This window comes from Dyella terrae (assembly GCF_004322705.1).
Taxonomy (GTDB): domain Bacteria; phylum Pseudomonadota; class Gammaproteobacteria; order Xanthomonadales; family Rhodanobacteraceae; genus Dyella_D; species Dyella_D terrae.
The window spans coordinates 461,994-482,717 of record NZ_SIZZ01000001.1 but is presented as its reverse complement, the minus strand read 5'-3'; the positions used below and the strand labels follow the sequence as shown (position 1 = coordinate 482,717).

At 64.5% G+C, this 20,724-nt stretch carries 17 protein-coding genes; 6 read left to right on the top strand and 11 right to left on the bottom strand.

Annotated elements, in window-relative coordinates; genetic code table 11:
* Positions 1-27: 27 nt before the first annotated feature.
* From EYV96_RS02280 to EYV96_RS02240, 9 genes are all read right to left on the bottom strand, one after another.
* Positions 28-675, bottom strand: a complete 648-nt coding sequence (locus tag EYV96_RS02280; protein WP_165488562.1) for a response regulator — start codon at positions 673-675, stop codon at positions 28-30.
* 164 nt (positions 676-839) lie between these two features.
* Complete coding sequence (locus tag EYV96_RS02275) at positions 840-1,604, bottom strand: N-acetylmuramoyl-L-alanine amidase (RefSeq protein WP_131151458.1); 765 nt, start codon at positions 1,602-1,604, stop codon at positions 840-842.
* Between the two features lie 98 nt (positions 1,605-1,702).
* Complete coding sequence (locus tag EYV96_RS02270; RefSeq protein WP_131149897.1) at positions 1,703-2,512, bottom strand: ferritin-like domain-containing protein; 810 nt, start codon at positions 2,510-2,512, stop codon at positions 1,703-1,705.
* Between the two features lie 48 nt (positions 2,513-2,560).
* Positions 2,561-4,036, bottom strand: a complete 1,476-nt coding sequence (gene purF, locus EYV96_RS02265) for an amidophosphoribosyltransferase (protein ID WP_131149896.1) — start codon at positions 4,034-4,036, stop codon at positions 2,561-2,563.
* 17 nt (positions 4,037-4,053) lie between these two features.
* Positions 4,054-4,662, bottom strand: coding sequence for a CvpA family protein (locus EYV96_RS02260; protein WP_131149895.1), 609 nt, complete (start codon positions 4,660-4,662; stop codon positions 4,054-4,056).
* A 16-nt stretch (positions 4,663-4,678) separates the two neighbouring features.
* Positions 4,679-5,731: an SPOR domain-containing protein gene (locus EYV96_RS02255; protein ID WP_131149894.1), complete on the bottom strand. Its 1,053-nt coding sequence runs from the start codon at positions 5,729-5,731 to the stop codon at positions 4,679-4,681.
* A 77-nt stretch (positions 5,732-5,808) separates the two neighbouring features.
* Complete coding sequence (gene folC / locus EYV96_RS02250; RefSeq protein ID WP_131149893.1) at positions 5,809-7,086, bottom strand: bifunctional tetrahydrofolate synthase/dihydrofolate synthase; 1,278 nt, start codon at positions 7,084-7,086, stop codon at positions 5,809-5,811.
* Between the two features lie 62 nt (positions 7,087-7,148).
* Positions 7,149-7,619 carry a hypothetical protein gene (locus tag EYV96_RS02245; protein WP_131149892.1) on the bottom strand — a complete coding sequence of 157 codons (471 nt, stop codon included), beginning with the start codon at positions 7,617-7,619 and terminating at the stop codon, positions 7,149-7,151.
* Positions 7,620-7,720: 101 nt separating this feature from the next.
* A complete protein-coding gene (locus EYV96_RS02240) occupies positions 7,721-9,706 on the bottom strand; it encodes an acetyl-CoA hydrolase/transferase C-terminal domain-containing protein (RefSeq protein WP_131149891.1) in 1,986 nt (661 codons plus the stop codon).
* A gap of 134 nt (positions 9,707-9,840) precedes the next feature.
* Here EYV96_RS02240 and EYV96_RS02235 point away from each other — a divergent pair, with 134 nt between their 5' ends.
* The 4 genes from EYV96_RS02235 (at position 9,841) to EYV96_RS02220 (ending at position 15,992) form a co-directional block, all read left to right on the top strand.
* Positions 9,841-11,316, top strand: a complete 1,476-nt coding sequence (locus EYV96_RS02235; RefSeq protein WP_131149890.1) for a phospholipase D-like domain-containing protein — start codon at positions 9,841-9,843, stop codon at positions 11,314-11,316.
* 114 nt (positions 11,317-11,430) lie between these two features.
* Positions 11,431-12,789 carry an exodeoxyribonuclease VII large subunit gene (gene xseA / locus EYV96_RS02230; RefSeq protein WP_131149889.1) on the top strand — a complete coding sequence of 453 codons (1,359 nt, stop codon included), beginning with the start codon at positions 11,431-11,433 and terminating at the stop codon, positions 12,787-12,789.
* Positions 12,790-12,903: 114 nt separating this feature from the next.
* Positions 12,904-14,550, top strand: coding sequence for an acetolactate synthase large subunit (locus EYV96_RS02225; protein WP_131149888.1), 1,647 nt, complete (start codon positions 12,904-12,906; stop codon positions 14,548-14,550).
* 11 nt (positions 14,551-14,561) lie between these two features.
* Positions 14,562-15,992 (top strand): aldehyde dehydrogenase family protein, encoded by a 1,431-nt coding sequence (locus tag EYV96_RS02220; protein ID WP_131149887.1) that lies wholly within the window; start codon positions 14,562-14,564, stop codon positions 15,990-15,992.
* A gap of 38 nt (positions 15,993-16,030) precedes the next feature.
* On the opposite strand, the gene EYV96_RS02215 is transcribed toward EYV96_RS02220, so the two are convergent.
* Positions 16,031-16,954 (bottom strand): AraC family transcriptional regulator, encoded by a 924-nt coding sequence (locus tag EYV96_RS02215; protein ID WP_131149886.1) that lies wholly within the window; start codon positions 16,952-16,954, stop codon positions 16,031-16,033.
* 180 nt (positions 16,955-17,134) lie between these two features.
* Here EYV96_RS02215 and EYV96_RS02210 point away from each other — a divergent pair, with 180 nt between their 5' ends.
* Positions 17,135-18,196, top strand: a complete 1,062-nt coding sequence (locus EYV96_RS02210) for an NAD(P)-dependent alcohol dehydrogenase (protein WP_131149885.1) — start codon at positions 17,135-17,137, stop codon at positions 18,194-18,196.
* 111 nt (positions 18,197-18,307) lie between these two features.
* Here EYV96_RS02210 and EYV96_RS02205 read toward each other — a convergent pair whose 3' ends face one another.
* A complete protein-coding gene (locus tag EYV96_RS02205; protein WP_131149884.1) occupies positions 18,308-19,066 on the bottom strand; it encodes a YdcF family protein in 759 nt (252 codons plus the stop codon).
* 196 nt (positions 19,067-19,262) lie between these two features.
* Between EYV96_RS02205 and EYV96_RS02200 the strand changes: the two genes are divergently transcribed.
* Positions 19,263-20,681, top strand: coding sequence for a sugar porter family MFS transporter (locus EYV96_RS02200; protein WP_131149883.1), 1,419 nt, complete (start codon positions 19,263-19,265; stop codon positions 20,679-20,681).
* Positions 20,682-20,724 lie beyond the last annotated feature (43 nt).

The window sequence follows — 20,724 nt, the reverse complement described above, 5'->3', positions numbered from 1 at the left end:
GTGCCAGGCGTTGGCGACCCAGGTAACTCAATCACGACCTTCGTCGCCGCCCTGCTCCATCAGGGTCCCCTGAAGCTTGAACAGCTGGGCATTCGACTGAATGCCCAGCTTTCGAAAGGCAGCGGACTTCTGCGCACTCACCGTTTTCAGGCTGCGCTTGAATTTGGCAGCAATATCGCTGACCGACATGCCATCGAGGAAGCATCGCAGCACCTCCCACTCCCGCGGCGTCAGCGATGCAAGCTCCGTCTGACCCAGTTCGTCGGCAAGCTTGTCCGGCAGATACACGTGACCACGCATGACCCGCTGTATCGCCCGCTCAATATCACGCGCGCCCTGGCGCTTAGGGAAAAAACCGTGCGCGCCAGCGCGCAAGATCATGTTCACGGTGACGACATCATCGCGACCAGACACGACGAGGATGCGCTTGTCGGCATGACGGCGGCGCAGGCGTCGAATAAGCGGAAGGCCGTCAGCATCGCCCTCGGACAAGGCGTAGTCGAGCAGGATCAGGTCGACTTCGAGACGATCGAGGGCATCGATCAATCCGCGACTCTGCGCGAAAGCTCCGACGACCCGACAGTGAGGCAAGCGTTCGAGCTGCACGGTCAATCCCTGCAGGACGAACTCGTGATCATCCAGCAGTGCGATGCGAACCGGACATTCAGGCGTCATCTGCATGACGCGTGAGTATATCGGCGCACTGGGATAAACCCTATAGAACGCCACCGAAAGCGGTGTTTCTATGGTGCAAATAGGATGAATCTCTGCTGCGACAGCCCTAATCCGAACAGGCGACGCATGGCGTCAAAACGACGCCGAATCGATGTCGAAAATGCCTACGGGTTATCGGCAACGCGCATCCATTGCATGCTCAAGGTGTAAAGCACGCGCAGGTCATCGGCATCCAGTTCCTGGCCCTCCATGCCGCGGAAGTGATGTCGAAACGACTGGACGGCTGCGGCGCGATCATCGAGTGCGTAGCCGATCTGCGATAGCGCCAGCCATGGATCAAATCCGGGTGGTGGCTCGAGCAAGGGCTCTTTTGGCCACAGTCCATAGCCCGCTTGAGCGAGGGTGCGCCAGGGAAACAGGGGACCGGGGTCGTTCTTTCGCCCGGGTGCCAGATCTTCGTGACCGATCACTTGCGAGCGAGGAATGCGCAGCCGCGTCGTGAGGTCGCCCAGCAAGCGCAGCAGACTATCGATCTGCGCCTTCGCAAAGGGCGCGTGGCCGTCATTGTCGAGCTCGATGCCAATGGACGCCGAGTTCAGATCGGTAATCGTGCCCCACCGGCCCGACCCTGCATGCCAGGCGCGCTTGTCATCGTCGACCAATTGAAAGATGTCGCCGTTGGCGCCGATGAGGTAATGCGCGCTCACCTGCCCCTGGCTGTTCGAACTGCGCAGGGTATCGAGACTCTCCTGCACCGAATGCTGGTCGGTGAAATGCAGGACGATTATCACCGGCCGACGGATGTCGTAGTTGGGTGACTCGACCCAGCGTGCCATCGGATTGTGCACCGGTGCCGACGTGCATGCTGCCAGCGACAGGCCCATCGCCATCCACAGCAAACGCCAGGACGCCCAGCCCACCCTACGCATATCCATTGGAATCTCCCCGTGCCAGGCCCCCACCGGTCTCGGGACCAAGCGATAACGCTCGCTCACCCGTGCATCGGCGTCAAGACGGGACCGCTCGATCAGCCGAGCAGCGCCATCTCCGTCAGACGATCGAGTTCCTGCTCGTCGAAACCGGCCTCAAGCCTGGCGGGCCGGTTAAAGGGCCCTCGCAGGGTGCGGCCCATGTAGGTTTGCAGCAGGTCGAGGAAGGTTTGGCGCGGATCCACGCCATCACGCTGACAGCAATGGCGAAACCAGCGTGTGCCCGCGGCAACGTGGGCGACTTCTTCGCGCAGAATGACCTCCAGCACGGCCACTGTCGCTTGATCGCCCACGCTCAGCAGTCGCTCGATCATGCCGGGCGTGACGTCAAGACCTCGCGCCTCGAGCACGCGAGGGACCAGTGCCATGCGGGCCGTGTCGTGATGCGCCGTTTTTTCGGCCATTTCCCACAAGCCATTGTGGGCGTCGAAATCGCCATAGGCATGGCCCATGTCCGCGAGGCGCTTTGAGAGCATGGCGAAATGCCTGGCTTCATCGTGGGCGCAGCTCGCCCAGTCGTGATAGTACGCAAGCGGCATGTCGCGGAAGCGATAGACCGCATCCCAGGCCAGATTGATGGCGTTGAACTCAATGTGGGCGACGGCATGGACCAGCGCGGCGCGCCCCTCTTCCGTACCCAGTCCACGATGCGGCACCTGGCGCTGCGGCACGAGCCGCGGCAAGGCCGGGCGACCGGGAGCGCCCATCGGGGACGGTGGTGGCGACGATGCCGAAGGCGTCAGCTCGCCCGCCAGCCATTGCTGCCAGGCCTCGTGCGTCAGGCGCAACTTCTCCGCCGGATCGGCAGCTTCAAGGCAACGCCGGGCGGCCTGATGAAGATCGGACATGGTGGACGTCAGGAGACGTGGCCCGCACCAGCGTGCGGGCCATCGGCATCACGCGCTTCGGCGTGCGGCCTTGGCGTCGTCGGAACGCAGCATCTCGATCTGTTCGAGGTAGCTGCGGTCGAGGCCGGTGACGTACTCGCCGTTGAAGCACGAGGCATCAAACTGCTTGAGGCTCTCGTTGCCATCCTGCACGGCCCAGATCAGGTCCTTGAGGTCCTGGTAGATCAGCCAGTCGGCGCCGAGCAGCTTCTCGACTTCCTTCTCGCTGTGACCCGCAGCCACCAGTTCGGATGCCGCCGGCATGTCGATGCCGTAGACGTTTGGATAGCGCACCGGCGGTGCCGCGGAAGCAAAAAACACGTTCCTGGCTCCCGCATCGCGTGCCATCTGGATGATCTGGCGCGAGGTCGTGCCACGCACGATGGAGTCATCCACCAGCAGGACGTTCTTCTTGCGGAATTCCAGATCGATCGCGTTGAGCTTGCGGCGCACCGATTTCACGCGCTCGCCCTGCCCCGGCATGATGAAGGTACGACCGATGTAGCGATTCTTGACGAAGCCCTCGCGGAAGGGCACGCCCAGCGCCTCCGCCAGCGCGCTGGCGGCCGTGCGGGCGGTATCCGGAATCGGGATCACGGCATCGATGCCGTGATCCGGACGCTCGCGCATGATTTTTTCGGCGAGCTTTTGACCCATGCGCAGACGCGCCTTGTAGACCGACACGTTCTCCATCATGGAGTCCGGCCGGGCCAGGTAGACGTACTCGAAAATGCATGGTGCATGCACGGCGCCTTCGGCGCACATACGGGAGAACAGCTGGCCATCGTCGCTGATGAAGACCGCTTCGCCCGGCGCCACGTCGCGCAGGCGCTTGAAGCCCAGGATGTCCAGCGCCACCGATTCGGATGCCACGGCGTACTCGCGGCCTTCGGCGGAAACGCGCTCGCCCAGCACCAGAGGACGGATACCATTGGGATCACGGAACGCCAGCAAGCCGTAACCCAGGATCAGCGCCAGACAGGCATAGCCGCCACGAGCGCGCGCATGCACGCCGGCAACGGCCTTGAAGATGTGATCGGGCGTCAGCGCCATCCGGTCCTGGATCTGAAGCTCGTGCGCCAGCACGTTGAGGAGCACTTCGGAATCGGAATCGGTATTGATGTGGCGGCGATCGTCTTCGAACATCTCGCGACGCAGCGTCTCGGTGTTCACCAGATTGCCGTTGTGGGCGAACGCGATGCCGTAAGGCGAGTTCACGTAGAACGGCTGCGCTTCGGACGAGCCCTCCGAGCCCGCCGTGGGATAACGGCAGTGACCCAGGCCAATGCGACCGCGCAGTCCGCTCATCGCCGTCTGGCTGAATACGTCGCGCACGAGTCCGTTGCCCTTGTGCAGGCGCAGACGGGAGCCCTCCACGGTGGCAATGCCCGCCGCGTCCTGGCCGCGATGCTGAAGCACCGTCAAGCCGTCATACAGGGCCGATGCCACTTCCGTGGTACCGACAATGCCGATGATTCCGCACATGGTTGTGTTGCCCGTAGCTAATGATTCGTCGCCGCAGTGACCGCGCCCGCAGTCGCGTTCACCTGGGTACTGTGGGCAGGCGCTGGCGTTGCGCCCGGCACAGCCGCCGGAAGGGCGGGTAGATGATCCAGCACGGCGGGAGGATTCAGATAACGCCTCACGCTATCGGGCACCTTGTCGCCAAGCCACGCAGCTACTCCCTTGAACTGCGGCAATAACACCGACTGTTGCCACCAGGGATCGCGCGCAAACGCGGTAAAACCCAGCAGGAACACCGCGAGCGTCACCAGGAGCACGCCTCGCGCAAATCCGAACACCATGCCCAGCAGGCGGTCCGTGCCCGACAGGCCGGTGCCCTCCACCAGGCGACTGACCACAAAACGCAGCAGCGCGCCCGCCAGCAGGACGGCAAGGAAGCAAATGCCGTAGCCCACCAGGATCCGCGCCGACGGCAGCTCGATCCGATGCTCGAAGTAGCCGGAAACATCAGGACCAAAGGTCCAGGCCACCCAGAACGCGGCAATCCAGATGCCAAGCGCCAATACCTCGGAAATGAGGCCGCGCCACAGTCCGATCAAGACCGACAACCCCAGCACTGCAACAATGATGTAGTCGGTCCAGTTCACGCGTCGCTACCGTCTCTCAGGGTGCCGCGACGACGTTGCCGTCCAGGCCCAGCTTGGTCTTGATCTGGTCCCGCACGCGCACGGCGTCATCGCGCTGCGTCTGCGGACCGGCGCGAACGCGCCAGAGCTGCTTGCCACCCGCGTTGACCGTATCCACGTAACCGTCGAAACCGTTGGCGCGCAAGCGATCGCGCAAGGCATTGGCATCGCCCTGCGTGCCCATGGCAGCTACCTGAACAGCCCAGCCACCGGGCTTGCCCGGTGCAGCCGGTGCCTTGGCGGCCGCCGCCGGTGCCGGCGCGTCGCCAGCGGGCGTGGAAGCGCTGCCTTCCAGACGGGCGGGAGCACCGGGGATCGACTGGGTGATCTTCAGGCGCGCCGCTTCGGCGGCTGCACGGGTTTCAAACGGACCGGCAGTCACCAGCGTCAGCGGCTTGCCGCCCTGCGAGATCTGACGGCTGCTGGCCGGATAGCCCAGGCCCTGCACGCGCTGCACGAGGTTCTGCGCGCTGCTGGCAGAGGCATAGGCACTCAGGTTGAGCGTGAACTGGCCGCGCGCGGCCGTGGCCGGCGGGGTCGACGGGACGACCGGCGGGGCGGCTTTCGCCGGCTCGGCAGGCTTGGTCTGCGCCGGGATTACCGGCTGCGTGGCGGCTGGCTTGTTCTGAATCGGGATGACCGGCTGGTTCGCCGTGCTGCCATCGGCCCGCGTCACCGTGGTGGGCTCGGGCTTCTTGCCGGCGGCCGGATCGGTCTCGACGTCTCGCGGACGATTGGAGCCGATATTCACCGTGGCCAGCTTGTCGGAACTGACGGGCGCCGCACCGGGGGCGCTGGGCTCATTGACGCCCTCCGCCGGCCTGGGCGCTGCCGCGGCGGTGGCCGACGGCGCGGCCCCGGGGGTCAGGCTCATGGTCTTGGTCTGCAGGTCGCGATCCGGCGCGGGCGGGATCGCGAGACTCACCGACTCGTCGCCATTGGCAGCGGGCGGCGTGTTGGAGAAGAACATCGGCACGAACAGGACCGCCAGCGCGATAAGAACGGCGGCTCCGAGCAGACGTGTTTTCAAGACAGACTCCAAGGCGACAGGCGCAACGCGAAAACGGGCGGGATTATACCTGTCCCGGGGCCATCCCTTCCTAATGCTCAGCGATTCGATTCAGCCAGGGCGGCGGCGGCAACAAAAAACGAACCGAAGGCAAGGATGCGCGCACCCGCTCCAGCCTGTCCGCGCGCCGCATCCAGCGCCGTGGCCACATCCGTGTAAGTTGCGAACTCGGCGCCCGGCAGATTGGCCCCAAGCCGCTCGGCGAGCGCCGAGGCGGGCAAGCCGCGCGGCGTATCCCCGTCCAGCCCGGCAAGGTGCCATTTGGCGACGTGCGCACCGACAGCGCGCATGACGCCATCGACGTCTTTGTCCGCCAGCGCCCCATAGACCGCGTGCACCGGCGCCAGTCCCTGCGCCTCGAACCATTGAGCCAGGGCGCTGGCCGCTTGCGGGTTGTGACCGACATCGACGATGACTTCCGGGTCGCCTCCGAGCGACTGCAGGCGCGCCGGCACCCGGACGCGAGGCAGGGCCTGCCGAGCGGCGACGTGCAACTGCTGGATATCGAGCGGACCCGCTTCGCCCAGCGCATGCAGCGCGGCGATGGCCGTCGCCGCGTTGGCGATCTGGACCGGTGCCGCAAGTGACGGCTGCGGCAGGTCGAGTCGGGTCCCGTCACGATGGATCCAGCGCCATCCATCGGCACCCGGTTCGACCTGAAAGTCGATACCGGCCCGTTCCACGCGCGCCGCTGCCAGCGCCAATGCATCGAGCAAGCCTTGCGGCGGCGACATGTCGCCCACGATCACCGGACGCCCCGCGCGCGCGATGCCCGCCTTTTCCCGCCCGATCACGTCGCGATCCGGCCCCAGCCAGTCCATGTGATCAAGATCCACCGTGGTTACCACGGCCACGTCGGCATCGATGATGTTCACCGCGTCCAGGCGACCGCCCAGCCCCACTTCCAGCACGGCGACGTCAAGCGGCTCACGCGCGAACACGTCCAGTGCTGCGAGGGTGCCAAATTCGAAATAAGTCAGCGGCAGATCGCCGCGCGCCGCCTCGATGCGCTCGAAGCTGGCCACCAGTGCGGCATCGTCGGCATCCACGCCATCGATCCGGATACGCTCGTTGTAGCGAAGCAGATGGGGCGACGTGTAACACCCCGTCCGCGCGCCACCCGCGCGAAGGATCGCTTCGAGCAAGGCGACCGTCGATCCCTTGCCATTGGTGCCACCCACCGTGATGACATGCCGGGCCAGTACCGGAGCACCCATGCGCTGCCAGACCGTTCGCACGCGATCGAGCCCCAGCTCGATGCTGCGCACGTTGACGCGTTCCTGGAAGCTCAGCCATTCAGCGAGGGTGCGTGACATGGGCGACATGACCTGCAATGGGGCGCGAAGCTTAGCGCAACGACTCGTCCCCGGGGTGTCGGCTACGGGACCTCCGGCCCCTCATGGCGATGTGGCATCACCCCGACCCTGACGACCTCCGGCGTGACTTCGGGCGCCCTGACAGGTGGCTCTGCGCCATCACCGTGCGGCGCGGTGACAAATCGCAGCGCGTACAGGGATGGCGCCACGACCTGCCTGCGGTTGCTGACCCGAATGCCGCGCTCACGATGCGGCGCCAGCAGGAAGCGCGATGGCTCCACGACCAGGGCGTCATTCAAGGTACCCGGCAACAACTCGCCGATCACCGTCGCTGGAGCACCGTCCTCGACGTGCTCGACCTGTACCTGCACGACCAGGGTGCGATCTGCCAGCGAGCGCACCTGGACGCTGACTGACTCGCCTTCGCCACCCTTGAGCCTGACATCCACGGGCGCCTCATGGCCATCGGCGCAAGCCACCGTCATGAACAGCAGGAGGGCCGTGCCCGCATTCCTCACTACGCATCGACGCATTCAATCGCCTCCGGTCTTGCACCGACACGCGGTCGAATCGACGGCGCCTGGGTACTCAATACAGAGAGACGACCGACATGCCGCCGACATTCAGTGCGCCATCAAGCGGCCGGCAAAGACCGGTCCTCGCGACTGGCCGTGTGACGCATCGCAGCGACGACCAGACGCCGCTCAAAGCGCTCTGCCACCGAACCGGCCCCTTCCAACCCCATGCGCACGATCGCCTCGGCTTCCTGCGCCACCGGCTCCCCGCGCCTGAGCAGTTCGCGCAAGATGCCGAAGCGCCCCCGCCAGGTGGCCTGCCCGCCCTGCAACCACTGCAACGCGGGCAACAGGCGCTGCTCGATCCCGGTGAAGTCGCTGCCAAAGGGAAACGGTGTCAACGTCTTCGCTTGCATCAATGGCGCGAGCGCATCGCGCAGGTGCCCGGGCGTATTGCGCCGCCATTTCTCCGGGACCTGAAAATCAGCGGCCAGCTTGCCTTCGGCCTTGGCCTCGGCACACAGCGCGTCCTGAAAACGCGCATCGGAGATGGACAGCATGGCCTCGATGCACTCGGCATCGGTCTTGCCTCGCAGATCGGCCACGCCATATTCCGTCACAAACAGATCGCGAAGATGGCGCGCAATCGTCGTATGCCCGTAGTTGAAACGGATATTGGTTTCGACGGTGCCTTTCGACTTTCGCGTGGACCGCAACAGCAGCACCGATCGTCCGTCCGGCAACTCGTGCGCCATCGCCACGAAATTGAATTGCCCGCCAACGCCACTGACGACATGCCCGTTCTCCAGGCCATCCGACACGGCCGACCCCATCAGCGTCGCCATCATGCACGTATTGAAGAATCGGGCACCACGCCGTTGCAGGCTTGCCAGCGCCTGATGATCGCCATACAACTGGTTGACGTTTGATACGCGGCACATGTCGAGCGCATCGGGATCGCTGGCTTCCAGCTCACCGATCCATCGATAAAGATCACGCGAGCCGAGGAAGAATGCACCGCGCAGGTAATGCCCGCCCGGCGTACCCTCCGCCAGCCGACCCTGTGCAGAGGCCCGTTCAAGCGCCAGATTGTCCCAGCTGCGCCGTCGCAGGATGCCCGCACGCGCCAGATGCATGAAGCCATCCATGACCATCTCGCTGGAGCCGTAAAGCCCCGCCTTGAACGGTGCAAGCCCACCCATGCGCGCCGCCAGCGCGTGCGTTGCGCCACGAGGATCCAGCGCCACCAGCGCGCGACGCCACGCAACATTATCCTGCTCGCGAAGCATCAGCGACCGCACCAGCGCATCGGATAACGCACCGATGCCGATCTGCAGGCATCCGCCATCCTTCACCAGTGCGCTGGCGTGCAAGCCAAGCGCATATTCCGCGACATCGATGGGTTGCCGGGGCAGCGCGAACAGGGGTGCGCTGTGGGCCGGCCTCAGCTCGGCATCGAAGTAATCGGCACCGACTTCAGCGTGGCCGCTGACATAAGGCAAGCCCGGGTGGACCACCGCCACGCAAAAGGGTCGTGGCTTGCCGGAAGCCGCCACCATGTCGATGAAATCCAGGGTCAGGTCCGGATTGCACGACATGCTGTAGCGCACGCCATCAGGCGTGTCCCGCTTCGCCACCAACTGCACGAGCACATTGATGTCCTGGACCGCAAGATCGCGTGCGACGTGCGTGTAGTTCTGGCTGATGTAATTGCGCTGCGCCGAGCCCGAATGCAGCAATGCACCGGACTGCATGTAGAACTCGTGCACCGCCACGTTGGACGGAAGCTTGTCCCGCGCCTGGTCCAGGGCGTACTCGGGATCCTCCGCATCCTTGCCAAAATGGCGGTCGAGGAAAGGTTGCATGAAGCGGGCTTCCAGCCCGGGCGCCGGACGCGGCCTCGTCAGGGACAGCGCGGTATAGAGCGACAAGGAGCGCGAAGGGTCGTCGCGCGTCAACCGGTAAAGGGCATTGAGGAGCCCATGCGGTTTGCCCAGTCCCAGCGGCGCGGCGATGCGCAAGTCCGGGCCGACGCGTTCGGCTATGTGATGGGCACAGGCTTCGGTGTCGGTATGTCGGGATTCGGGCGGCATGCTCTGGATCATGGCAGAACCCTGTCATCGCCAACATGACTGTTTGCTGAGAGGCTCGCTTGCACGAAGTGCACGGCGCGTGGACGCCAGGTGAGCCTCCATCTGCCCGTTGAGGAATTCACCGGGGCATGTCCTACACTGGATCCATGAACCGACCCGTCTTCCCCACGTCACCCGGTCGACTCGTCGCCGAGCAGGCACTCAGCCGCGCCGCCGGCGCACCGCTGTTGCCAGGCAACCATATTGAGTTGCTGATCAACGGCAAAGCGCATTTCGATGCATGGCTCCAGGCCATTCGCGGGGCACAGCACCGCGTCCTGCTGGAGAACTACATCATCCGCGACGACGAGGTCGGGCGCGCGTTTCTCGATGCTCTGGTCGAACGCGCAAACGCTGGCGTATTTGTCGCCGTCATCTACGACTGGATCGGCTGCATGGGGCAGTCACGCTCGGGTTTCTGGGCACCCTTGCGCGCCGCCGGCGGCGAAGTGCGTGTGTTCAATCCGCCGCAACTGGGCAGTCCGTTCGGCTGGGTCAGTCGCGACCATCGCAAGGTTCTGGTGGTCGACGGCGAACTGGGCTTTCTTTCGGGCGTATGCATCAGCGCGAAATGGCTGGGCGATCCCGCGCACGATGTGTCCCCCTGGCGCGATACCGGCGTCGCCATGCGAGGCCCCGCCGTCGCGGAAATCGAACAGGCGTTTGCACAGAGCTGGGCATCCATCGGCCAACCGCTGCCCCATTTCCCCGAGCAGCCGGCCTATGCCCACGGCAACGTTGCGCTGCGCGTGATCGCCACGCAGCCCGCCACGGCCGGCATGTATCGCCTGGACCAGATGATCGCGGCGCTGGCCCGCAAGACGCTGTGGCTGACCGACGCCTATTTTGTCGGCGTGGCGCCTTACGTGCAGTCACTGGCTTCGGCGGCCCAGGACGGTGTGGACGTGCGCTTGCTGGTTCCTGGCAGCAGCGATATTCCCATGGTCGCCGGCATGTCGCGATCGGGCTATCGACCGCTGCTCAAGGCGGGTATCCGCGTGTTCGAGTGGAACGGATCGATGCTGCACGCAAAGACGGCGGTGGCGGACGGCCAATGGGCGCGCGTGGGTTCGTCCAATCTCAATATCGCCAGCTGGTTGAGCAATCGCGAGATCGACGTCGCGGTGGAAGACACGGGCTTTGCATCGCAGCTTGCCGAGCAATACCTGCGAGACCTGGAAAGCGCCACCGAAATCGTCCTCGCGCCGCGCCGCTACCATCCGTCCTCCGAAAGCGTGCAGAGCAGCAGGCCGCCGGAACGCCAGGGTCATCCGACGTTCCGGCGCATGGGTGGCAGTTCCAGCCGCGCCGCGGCCGGCGCACTGCGCCTGGCCAACAACATGGGCGCGGCGCTGACCGACCGCAGGGTGCTGGGTGACACGCAAACCACGCCCCTGGTCGTGGGTGCCTTCGCCCTGGTCGTCCTGGCCGTCATCGGCATCCTCTGGCCGGCCGTCATCGGCTGGCCGCTGGCCCTCATCGCGGGCTGGCTTGCCCTGAATCTGGCCATCAGCGCCTGGCGCACCCGCAAGCGACATCTCCAACGACAGCGCGAACTCAAGGAAAGCGATCAGCCACACTGACCGCAGCACTAACATCGCCATATCAAAGACTTAACAGCAACGCCTGAGAATCTTCCTCTTCAGCCGGCGCCAAGCGGATGTAATCCGAAGCGTTCGTGATAGTCTCGCGCGTTCATGCAAGCGCCTGACCAGACCACCCCGCCGACCCGGCACATCCTCACGCCCAGCACGCTGAACCGCCTGGTTCGCGACCTGCTGGAGGATGCCCTGCCCATGGTCTGGATCGAGGGCGAGCTCTCCAATGTCGCGCGCCCGGCTTCCGGCCACATTTACTTCACGCTCAAGGACGCCGGCGCCCAGGTTCGCTGCGCCATGTTCCGCCCCAAGAGCGGCTGGCTGAAATTCCGTCCGGCCGACGGCATGCATGTGTTGGTACGCGCCCGAGTCGGTCTGTACGAGCCGCGTGGTGAGTTCCAACTGGTGGCCGAACACATGGAGCCGGCGGGTGAAGGCGCGCTGCAACGCGAATTCGAGCAGCTCAAAGCCCGCCTTGGCGCCGAAGGCTTGTTTGACGACGAACGCAAGCGTCCCTTGCCCACCTTCGCCCGGCGCATCGGCGTGATCACCTCGGCGACCGGTGCTGCGGTTCGCGATGTCCTCAGCGTCCTGTCGCGCCGCTGGCCGTTAGCGCACGTCGACGTCCTGCCCGTGCCCGTGCAGGGTCGCGAAGCGCCGCCGGCCATCGTCAGCATGCTGCGCAAGGCGTCCAACAGCGGACGCTACGACGCGCTGCTGCTGACGCGCGGTGGTGGATCGCTGGAAGACCTGTGGGCCTTCAACGACGAACAGGTAGCCCGCGCCATTCACGCCAGTGCCGTGCCGGTGGTCTCTGCCGTCGGACACGAAGTCGATTTCAGCATCGCGGATTTCGTCGCCGATCTGCGTGCACCGACGCCGTCGGCCGCCGCCGAACTGCTCGTGCCGGACATCAACGCGCAAACGCGCCACCTGCGCCAGCTCCAGCAACGCCTGGCGACATTGCAGCAACGTCGCATGCAGGCACTGATCCAGCGCACCGACCACCTTTTTGCCCGGCTTCAGGCACAGCGCCCGCAAGCCCGACTGGCGCGCGATCGTCAACGCCTGGCTTACCTGCAACATCGCCTGCTGACCGTCGCCCAGAACGCACAGCGCGATCGGCGCATCCGCCTGGAACGACTGCACGCGCGCCTGCTTGCGCGCCACCCGCAACAGCAGCTCCCCCTGATGACGCGCCGCCTCGCCGAACAGGACCTGCGCCTGAAGCGCGCGATGACTCAAATCATCGAACGTCACCGCGCCCAGCTGAATCAACTGGCGCGCGCCCTGCACGCCATCAGCCCGCTGGCCACGCTCGACCGCGGCTACGCCATTCTGTTTGATGCGGAGGGGCGCGTGGTTCGCTCCGCGAAAAACGTACCGGAAGAGACACCGGTGCGGGCCCGCCTTGCCGATGGCGAGCTGTCGCTGAAGGTCACCAAGCCGGGCGACTGAAGCGCGCATGCGCCTTTCCAGACCGATACCTTGGTCTTCGTCAGCTTCACCCCTTCCCAACGCCCCATCCCCCATCCTGCCTCGCTGTGTTTAACCACGCAGAGTTGCTCCCCGATGAAAGCAGCAGCATTGTTCGTGAAGGCGCTCGAAGCCGAAGGCGTACGACGCATCTTCGGTGTCCCGGGTGAAGAAAACCTCGATCTCGTTGAAGCATTGAGGGAATCGCCCATCCAGCTGATCGTGACGCGCCACGAGCAAGCCGCCGGTTTCATGGCCGCCACCTGGGGACGCCTGACTGGCGAAGCCGGCGTTGCGCTGGCCACATTGGGCCCGGGTGCAACCAATCTCGTAACGGCCGCCGCCTACGCCCAGCTCGGCGCCATGCCGATGATGATGATCACCGGCCAGAAACCGATCCGCACGCACAAGCAGGGCCTGTTCCAGTTGGTCGACGTCGTCGACATGATGCAACCACTGACCAAGTACACCCGGCAACTGGTTTCCGCGCCGACGATTCCCGCACGCGTGCGCGAAGCCTTCCGTCTTGCCGAAGAGGAACGGCCAGGCGCCGTCCATCTCGAACTGCCCGAAGACATCGCACGCGACGACGTCGATGAAGTCATCATGCTTCCCACCGAGTACGCGCGACGCCCTTCGCCGGACGACGCCGCACTCCTGCAGGCGGGCGAGGCAATCACTTCGGCCAGGCATCCGATACTCATGATCGGCGCGGCGGCCAACCGTCAGCGCACTGCCGTTGCCCTGCGCGACTTCATCGACAAGCTTGGCCTGCCGTTCTTCACCACGCAGATGGGCAAGGGCGTCGTGGATGAGGACCATCCCCTCTGGCTCGGCAATGCCGCCCTCTCCGATGGCGACTTCGTCCATCGCGCCATCGATGCCGCCGACGTCATCATCAACGTCGGCCATGACGTGGTCGAGAAACCGCCCTTCTTCATGCACAAGGGGCGTCGCACCGTCATCCACATCAACTTCTCCTCCGCCGAAGTCGACACCGTCTATTTCCCGCAGATCGAAGTGGTGGGCGATATCGCGCATACGGTCGAACGTCTGACCGATGCACTCACACCGCAGGCCCACTGGGACTTCCGCTTCTTCGACAAAGTGCGCGCGGCGTTCGAGCAACAGTTGATCGATCATTCCGACGACCCGCGCTTCCCCATGCACCCGGTACGGGTGGTGGCGGATACGCGCCGCTACATGCCCGATGACGGCGTACTGTGCCTCGACAACGGCATGTACAAGATCTGGTACGCGCGCTACTACCGCGCGCGCCAGCCCAACACCGTCCTGCTCGACAACGCGCTGGCCACCATGGGCGCGGGCCTGCCGTCGGCGATGGCCGCAAAGATGGTCTTTCCGGATCGCAAGGTTCTGGCGATATGCGGTGATGGTGGCTTCATGATGAATGCGCAGGAGCTGGAGACCGCCGTGCGCCTCAAGCAGGATCTCGTCATTCTGCTGCTGCGCGACGACGCCTACGGCATGATCCGCTGGAAACAGGCTGAGATGGGCTATCCCGACTTCGGCATGCAGTTCAGCAATCCCGATTTCGTCGCCTTCGCCCAGGCGCACGGCGCCCAGGGCCACCGCCCTGAACGCGCTGAGGATTTCCTGCCGACGCTCAGGAAGGCTTTTGACGAGGGCGGCGTCCATCTCATCGACCTGTTGATCGATTACAGCGACAACCACCGCATACTCAGCGAAGAAATCCGTCAACTCAGTGCAGCGATTCGCTAACGGAGTCACCCATGCTTGCCAAGAAATACCCCTACTACCTCGCCAACAAGGCACAGCAGTCCAAGGAACAGATGGACGTGCTGGACAAGTACTCCGGCAAGGTCGCCACGCGGGTCGCCGTACCGGATGCGAAAGCCGTGGAGAAAGCGATCGCGGCCGCCGTGAAAGCCGCCGGCCCCATGCGCGAGTTCAAGCCATGGGCACGACAAGCCGTGCTGCAGCACTGCGTGCAGCGCTTCAGCGAGCGCAAGGATGAACTGGCCTATGCGCTTTGCGTGGAAGCGGGCAAACCCATCAAGGATTCCGCCGGTGAAGTTACGCGTCTGATCGAGACTTTCACCATTGCCGCCGAGGAATCGGTGCGCGTCAACGGCGAAACCATCAACCTGGAAATCGCCAAGCGCCTCAATGGCTATCACGGCTACACCAAGCGCGTACCGATCGGTCCCGTGTCGTTCATCACGCCGTTCAATTTCCCGCTGAACCTCGTAGCGCACAAGGTTGCCCCGGCCATCGCCGCAGGTTGTCCTTTCGTGCTCAAACCCGCGGAACGCACCCCCATCGGCGCGCTCATCATTGGGGAAGTGCTGGCTGAAACCGACTTGCCCGAGGGCGCGTTTTCCATCCTTACGCTCGACGGCAAGCACGCCAGCCCGCTGGTGGAAGATGCACGCTTCAAGTTGCTGTCATTCACGGGCGGACAGATCGGCTGGGATCTCAAGGCACGTGCCGGCCACAAGAAGGTCACGCTGGAGCTGGGCGGCAACGCAGCGTGCATCGTGGATGGGGATCAGGGTCCCAAGCTCGACAAGGTGGTCGAACGCCTGATCTTCGGCGCCTTCTACCAATCGGGCCAGAGCTGCATCAGCGTGCAGCGGATCTATGCGCACGACGCCATCTATGACGCGCTGAAAAAGAAGCTGGTCGCCGCCGTGAAAGCCCTCAAATCCGGCGACCCAAAGAAAAAGGAAACCTTTCTCGGCCCCATGATCGACGAAGCCGCCGCCGATCGACTGCATGGCTGGATCGACGAAGCGCGCAAAGCCGGCGGCAAGCTGCTTTGCGGCGGCAAGCGCAAGGGCGCGATGCTCGAGGCCACCTTGATGGAAGACGTGCCCACCGACGCCAAGGTCAACCGCCTCGAAGTCTTCGGGCCGTTCGCCCTGCTCTCCCGCTACAAGGACTTCGAAGACGCGGTCGCGCGGGTCAACGACTCGGACTTCGGTTTGCAGGCGGGCATTTTCACCGACAGCCTCGACCACGCCATGCGCGCCTGGGACGAACTCGAACAAGGCGGAGTGATCGTCAACGACATCCCCAGCTTCCGCGTGGACAACATGCCCTACGGCGGCGTGAAGCTGTCGGGCCTGGGACGCGAGGGCGTGCGCTACGCCATCGACGATATGTCGGAACTGCGCCTGATGGTGATGAAAGGCCGGTAACCCCTGAACGAAAGAGCCGCACGCGCGGCACTTTTCAATCAACCGGCAACGCGCAAGCGGCCCACGTCGCGCACCGGCGGGGAGCCGAACTGGCGAGAGTATTCGCGGCTGAACTGCGACGGGCTTTCGTATCCCACCCGATGTGCGGCCGTCGCGACATCGCAGCGCTCGGCGAGCAGCAAGCGACGAGCCTCCTGCAACCGGAGGCTCTTCTGGTATTGCAACGGACTCATCGCCGTCATGGCACGGAAGTGGTGATGCAGCGACGACGCGCTCATGTTCACCATGCCGGCCAGGTCATCGATCCGCAGCGGCTGGGCATAACACTCGCGCAGCCACTGGATGGCGCGCGCGATCTGGCTGCCCTGGGTACCCGCCGTGGCTATCTGTGCAAGACGCGCACCTTGCGCGCCGGTGAGCAGGCGATAGAAAAGTTCGCGCTCGATCAACGGCCCCAGAATCGGCAGATCCTCCGGCGTCGCCAACAGGCGAACGAGGCGCAGCAGCGGGTCGATCAAACCCGCATCCATCGGACTCAGTGCAATGCCTCGCGCCGGCCCGACCGGGGCGGGTTCCACCGGTACGTCGTGCAACAGTTCGCGGATGCGCTGGAGATCGAAGCGAAAGTTCAGGCACAGGCACGGCTCTTCCGGCGTCGCGTACGACACCTGGGCCGTCACGGGCACATCGACCGACGTCAGGAGATAGGTGGCCGGCCCGTGCGCCATGGATTCCTTGCCCACCAGGATCTGCTTGCGCCCCTGAAGGGCGAGACCAAGGCTGGGCTCGTAAAGCGCGCAGGTGGGCACGCTGTTCGAGTTGGCGCGGAACAGCGTCAGGGGCGCCCAGGCGGTCGGATGCGTGCCCTCGGCTGGGGCGAATCGTTCAACCAGGGCTGTCAGTTCCTCGCGATCCTGCTGGAGGCGTGAAACGGCAGAAACTTCTGAAAGCTTGGCATTCATGGGACTGACACAAAGACCGGACCCCCATAGCTTGCCTGTTCCTCCAGACCGAGGCGAGCCCTGCCCTGTGAGACTTGCAGAATCGGGCAAGGAACTCGCAGGAATCGGCTACCTGTCCTCCACACCCGATCCGCATACTTTGTCGCCTTGCTGTACCCGTTCACCTGGAGGAGAGACCCCATGACCCTGAGCATCAACGGCTACGCCGCCCAGTCGGCCACCACCCCGCTGGCGCCGCATCGCTTCGAGCGCCGCGACCCGCGCCCCAACGACGTGGTGATCGACATCGCTTACTGCGGCGTCTGCCACTCCGACATCCACCAGGCCCGCAATGAGTGGAAGAACAGCATCTACCCGATGGTCCCGGGCCACGAAATCGTCGGTCGCGTCAGCGCCGTCGGCAAGGACGTGACCAAGTTCAAGGTCGGCGACACGGTCGGCGTGGGCTGCATGGTCGACTCCTGCCTGGACTGCGCCTCCTGCAACGCCGGCCTCGAGCAGTACTGCGAAAAGGGGGCAGTCTGGACCTATAACGGCGTCGATCGCCGCGACAACATGCCGACCTTCGGCGGCTACTCCGAGCGCATCGTCGTTTCGGACAAGTTCGTCGTGTCGATCTCGGACAAGCTCGACCTGAAGGCCGCCGCGCCGCTGCTGTGCGCTGGCATCACCACCTACTCCCCGCTGCGCCACTGGAAGATCGGCAAGGGCAGCAAGGTCGCGGTGATCGGCCTGGGCGGCCTCGGCCACATGGGCCTGAAGTTCGCCAAGGCCATGGGCGCCGACGTGACTCTGTTCACGCGCACCCCGGACAAGGAAGCCGAAGCCCGTCGCCTGGGCGCCGACCACGTCGTGCTGTCCACCGACAAGGATCAGATGAAGGCGGTCTCGCGCCAGTTCGACTTCATCCTGGACACCGTCCCGTCGCCGCATGATCTCAATCCGTACCTGGCCACGCTCGCCGTCAACGGCATGCTGTGCCTGGTGGGCCTGCTCGAACCGATCGAACCGGCCGTGCAAGCCGGCATGGTGGTTTCGGGCCGCCGCTCGATCTCGGGCTCGGCCATCGGCGGCATCGCCGAAACGCAGGAAATGCTCGACTTCTGCGCCGAGCACAACATCGTCTCCGACATCGAAATGCTCGACATCCAGAACATCAACGAGGCCTATACGCGCATGCTCAAGAGCGATGTGCGGTATCGCTTCGTGATTGACCTGGCTTCGTTGAAGAAGGCGGGTTGATGTGCAGGGGGCGACCTGGAAAGCGTCGCCCCTTTTTGCGGCTCACAGACGCTGGATGGCAGCGTTCGCCGGAACCCCGACACCACTACGCACCCAACCGGATCGCGCCTGCTACTCCCGCGCGGGAATGGCCGGCGCATTCAGCCCCATTGCGTTGTACACGTAGTACCGCGCGATCCCGATGTACTCGTGCAATGCGGCATCGGCCACTGCGAAATTCCATCCCTGTGGATACGGCGTCCAGATGGCCTTCAACAGATCGCCGCGCATCGGCAGCGGCTTGATCCCGAAGTGCGCGAAGTACAACAGGCTTCGCTTCAGGTGCGTCGCTGAACTCACCAGCAAGATCTGCTGCGCACCATAGCCATCCAGCATCGGCTTGGTGAACTGCGCGTTCTGCCACGTACTCTGGCTGCGCGTCTCTACCTGCACGTCCGCCGCCGGCAACCCGGCCGCCAGCAAACTGTGCTGGTAGGTCTCCGCTTCCGACACGCCATGCGACTGCACGTCGCCACCCGTCACGAAAACCTTGCAGTCAGCCCCGGCCGACTTGCACGCGCGGTAAAGCTCGACAGTCTCCAGCAACCGACCTTGTGCGAAATAACTTGGCTCGACCCGGTCTTCGCCAGGCACCGTGTAGGTACCGGCCCCCAGCAGCACGATCGCATTGCGCTCTGACCACTGCGGCGGTGGCCGATTGTCAAAGCCACCCTGCAAGTGTTGCAGCATCCATGACGGCACAGGGCCACACCCCACGCCCAAGCCCATCACCACACCCAAACCCATGGCCCACGCTCCCGCGCTGCGCTTGCGCCGCCATCGCAGCGCAACACCAAGCAACACGAGCAGGACGACGATAAGCAAGGTCATGATCAGATAATCCCAAAGGGTTACGGATGCTTCCCACGCCATCGTAGGAAAACAGGCGACGAACTCAGGCATTCGCCGACTGGCTGCGCAGATATACGGCATTGCACCATCACTTGCATACGTATTCATGAAACAGACGTGCGCGGGCAAGCCAGAATCGGCCAACGTTTAGCGCGTCGATACCGGGGAGGGTTTGATGAGCGCAGTGGATATCAATGGTCTGGACCAGCGGGCTACGGCACGTGTCGTACTCATCGCCGCCGCAGCGGCACTGGGCGGATTCCTGTTCGGCTTCGACACGGCCGTCATCAATGGCGCGGTGGACGCCATTCGCGGCAACTTCGACCTGGGCGCCGGACACATCGGCTTCGCGGTTTCCTGCGCCCTGCTCGGCTCGGCGCTCGGCGCCTGGTACGCCGGCCCGCTGGCCGATCGCCTGGGCCGCGTGCGGACCATGCAGGTGGCTGCCGTGCTGCTGGCTGTCAGTGCGCTGGGCTCGGGCCTGGTCCACGGCGTGTGGGACCTGATAGCGTGGCGACTGGTAGGCGGCATTGGCGTGGGCATGGCCTCGGTCATTGCACCGACCTACATCGCCGAAGTCTCGCCCGCCCAGGTGCGCGGACGGCTTGGCTCATTGCAGCAACTTGCGATTGTGCTCGGCATCTTTGCCGCGCTTTTGAGCGATGCCTTTCTCGCCAATACGGCGGGTGGTGCGGCCAAAGCACTGTGGCTCGGCCTGGAAGCATGGCGCTGGATGTTCCTTGTCGCTGTCGTGCCTGCCCTGATCTACGGCTGCCTCGTCCTCGGCGTACCGGAATCGCCGCGCCACCTCGTCGCCAAGGGTCGCCTCGCCGAGGCCAGGAACGTCCTGCGCCAGGTACTCGACCTGCACAACGAATCGGCGCTGGACCACAAGGTCACCGACATCCAGCAGAGCCTGCGTTCTGAATACCGCCCGCGCCTGCGCGATCTTCGCGGACCGGTCGCCGGGCTGTTGCCTGTCGTGTGGATCGGCATCCTGCTGTCGGTGTTCCAGCAGTTTGTCGGCATCAATGTCATCTTCTACTACTCGTCCACGTTGTGGCACTCGGTGGGATTCAGCGAGGCGGACGCGTTCACCATCACAGTCGCCACTTCCATCGTGAACGTGCTGGTCACCCTGGTCGCCATCGCCCTGGTTGACCGCATTGGCCGCAAGCCACTGCTCGTGATCGGTTCGGCCGGCATGACCGTCACGCTGGGGCTCATGGCATGGTGCTTCTCGCAAGCTACCGGCACCGGCGCCGCGCTGACCCTGCCCGCCCCCTGGGGCCCGGTGGCGCTCGTGGCCGCCAACGCCTACGTCGTGTTCTTCGGCCTGAGCTGGGGCCCGATGGTGTGGGTGCTCCTGGGCGAGATGTTCCCCAACCGCATTCGCGCCATCGCCCTGGCGGTGGCGGCCTCGGCCCAATGGCTGGCCAATTTCGCCATCACCAGCAGCTTCCCGGCCCTGGCCGAAATCGGCCTGTCGTTCGCCTATGGCCTGTATGCGTTGTTCGCCCTGCTCTCGCTGGGCTTCGTGGTCTATGCCGTCCGCGAAACCAAGGGCATGGAACTGGAAGACATGCGCGACTGAGCGCACGCCTTCACGATCTGGCCGTCAGGCGGTGCCCTGACGG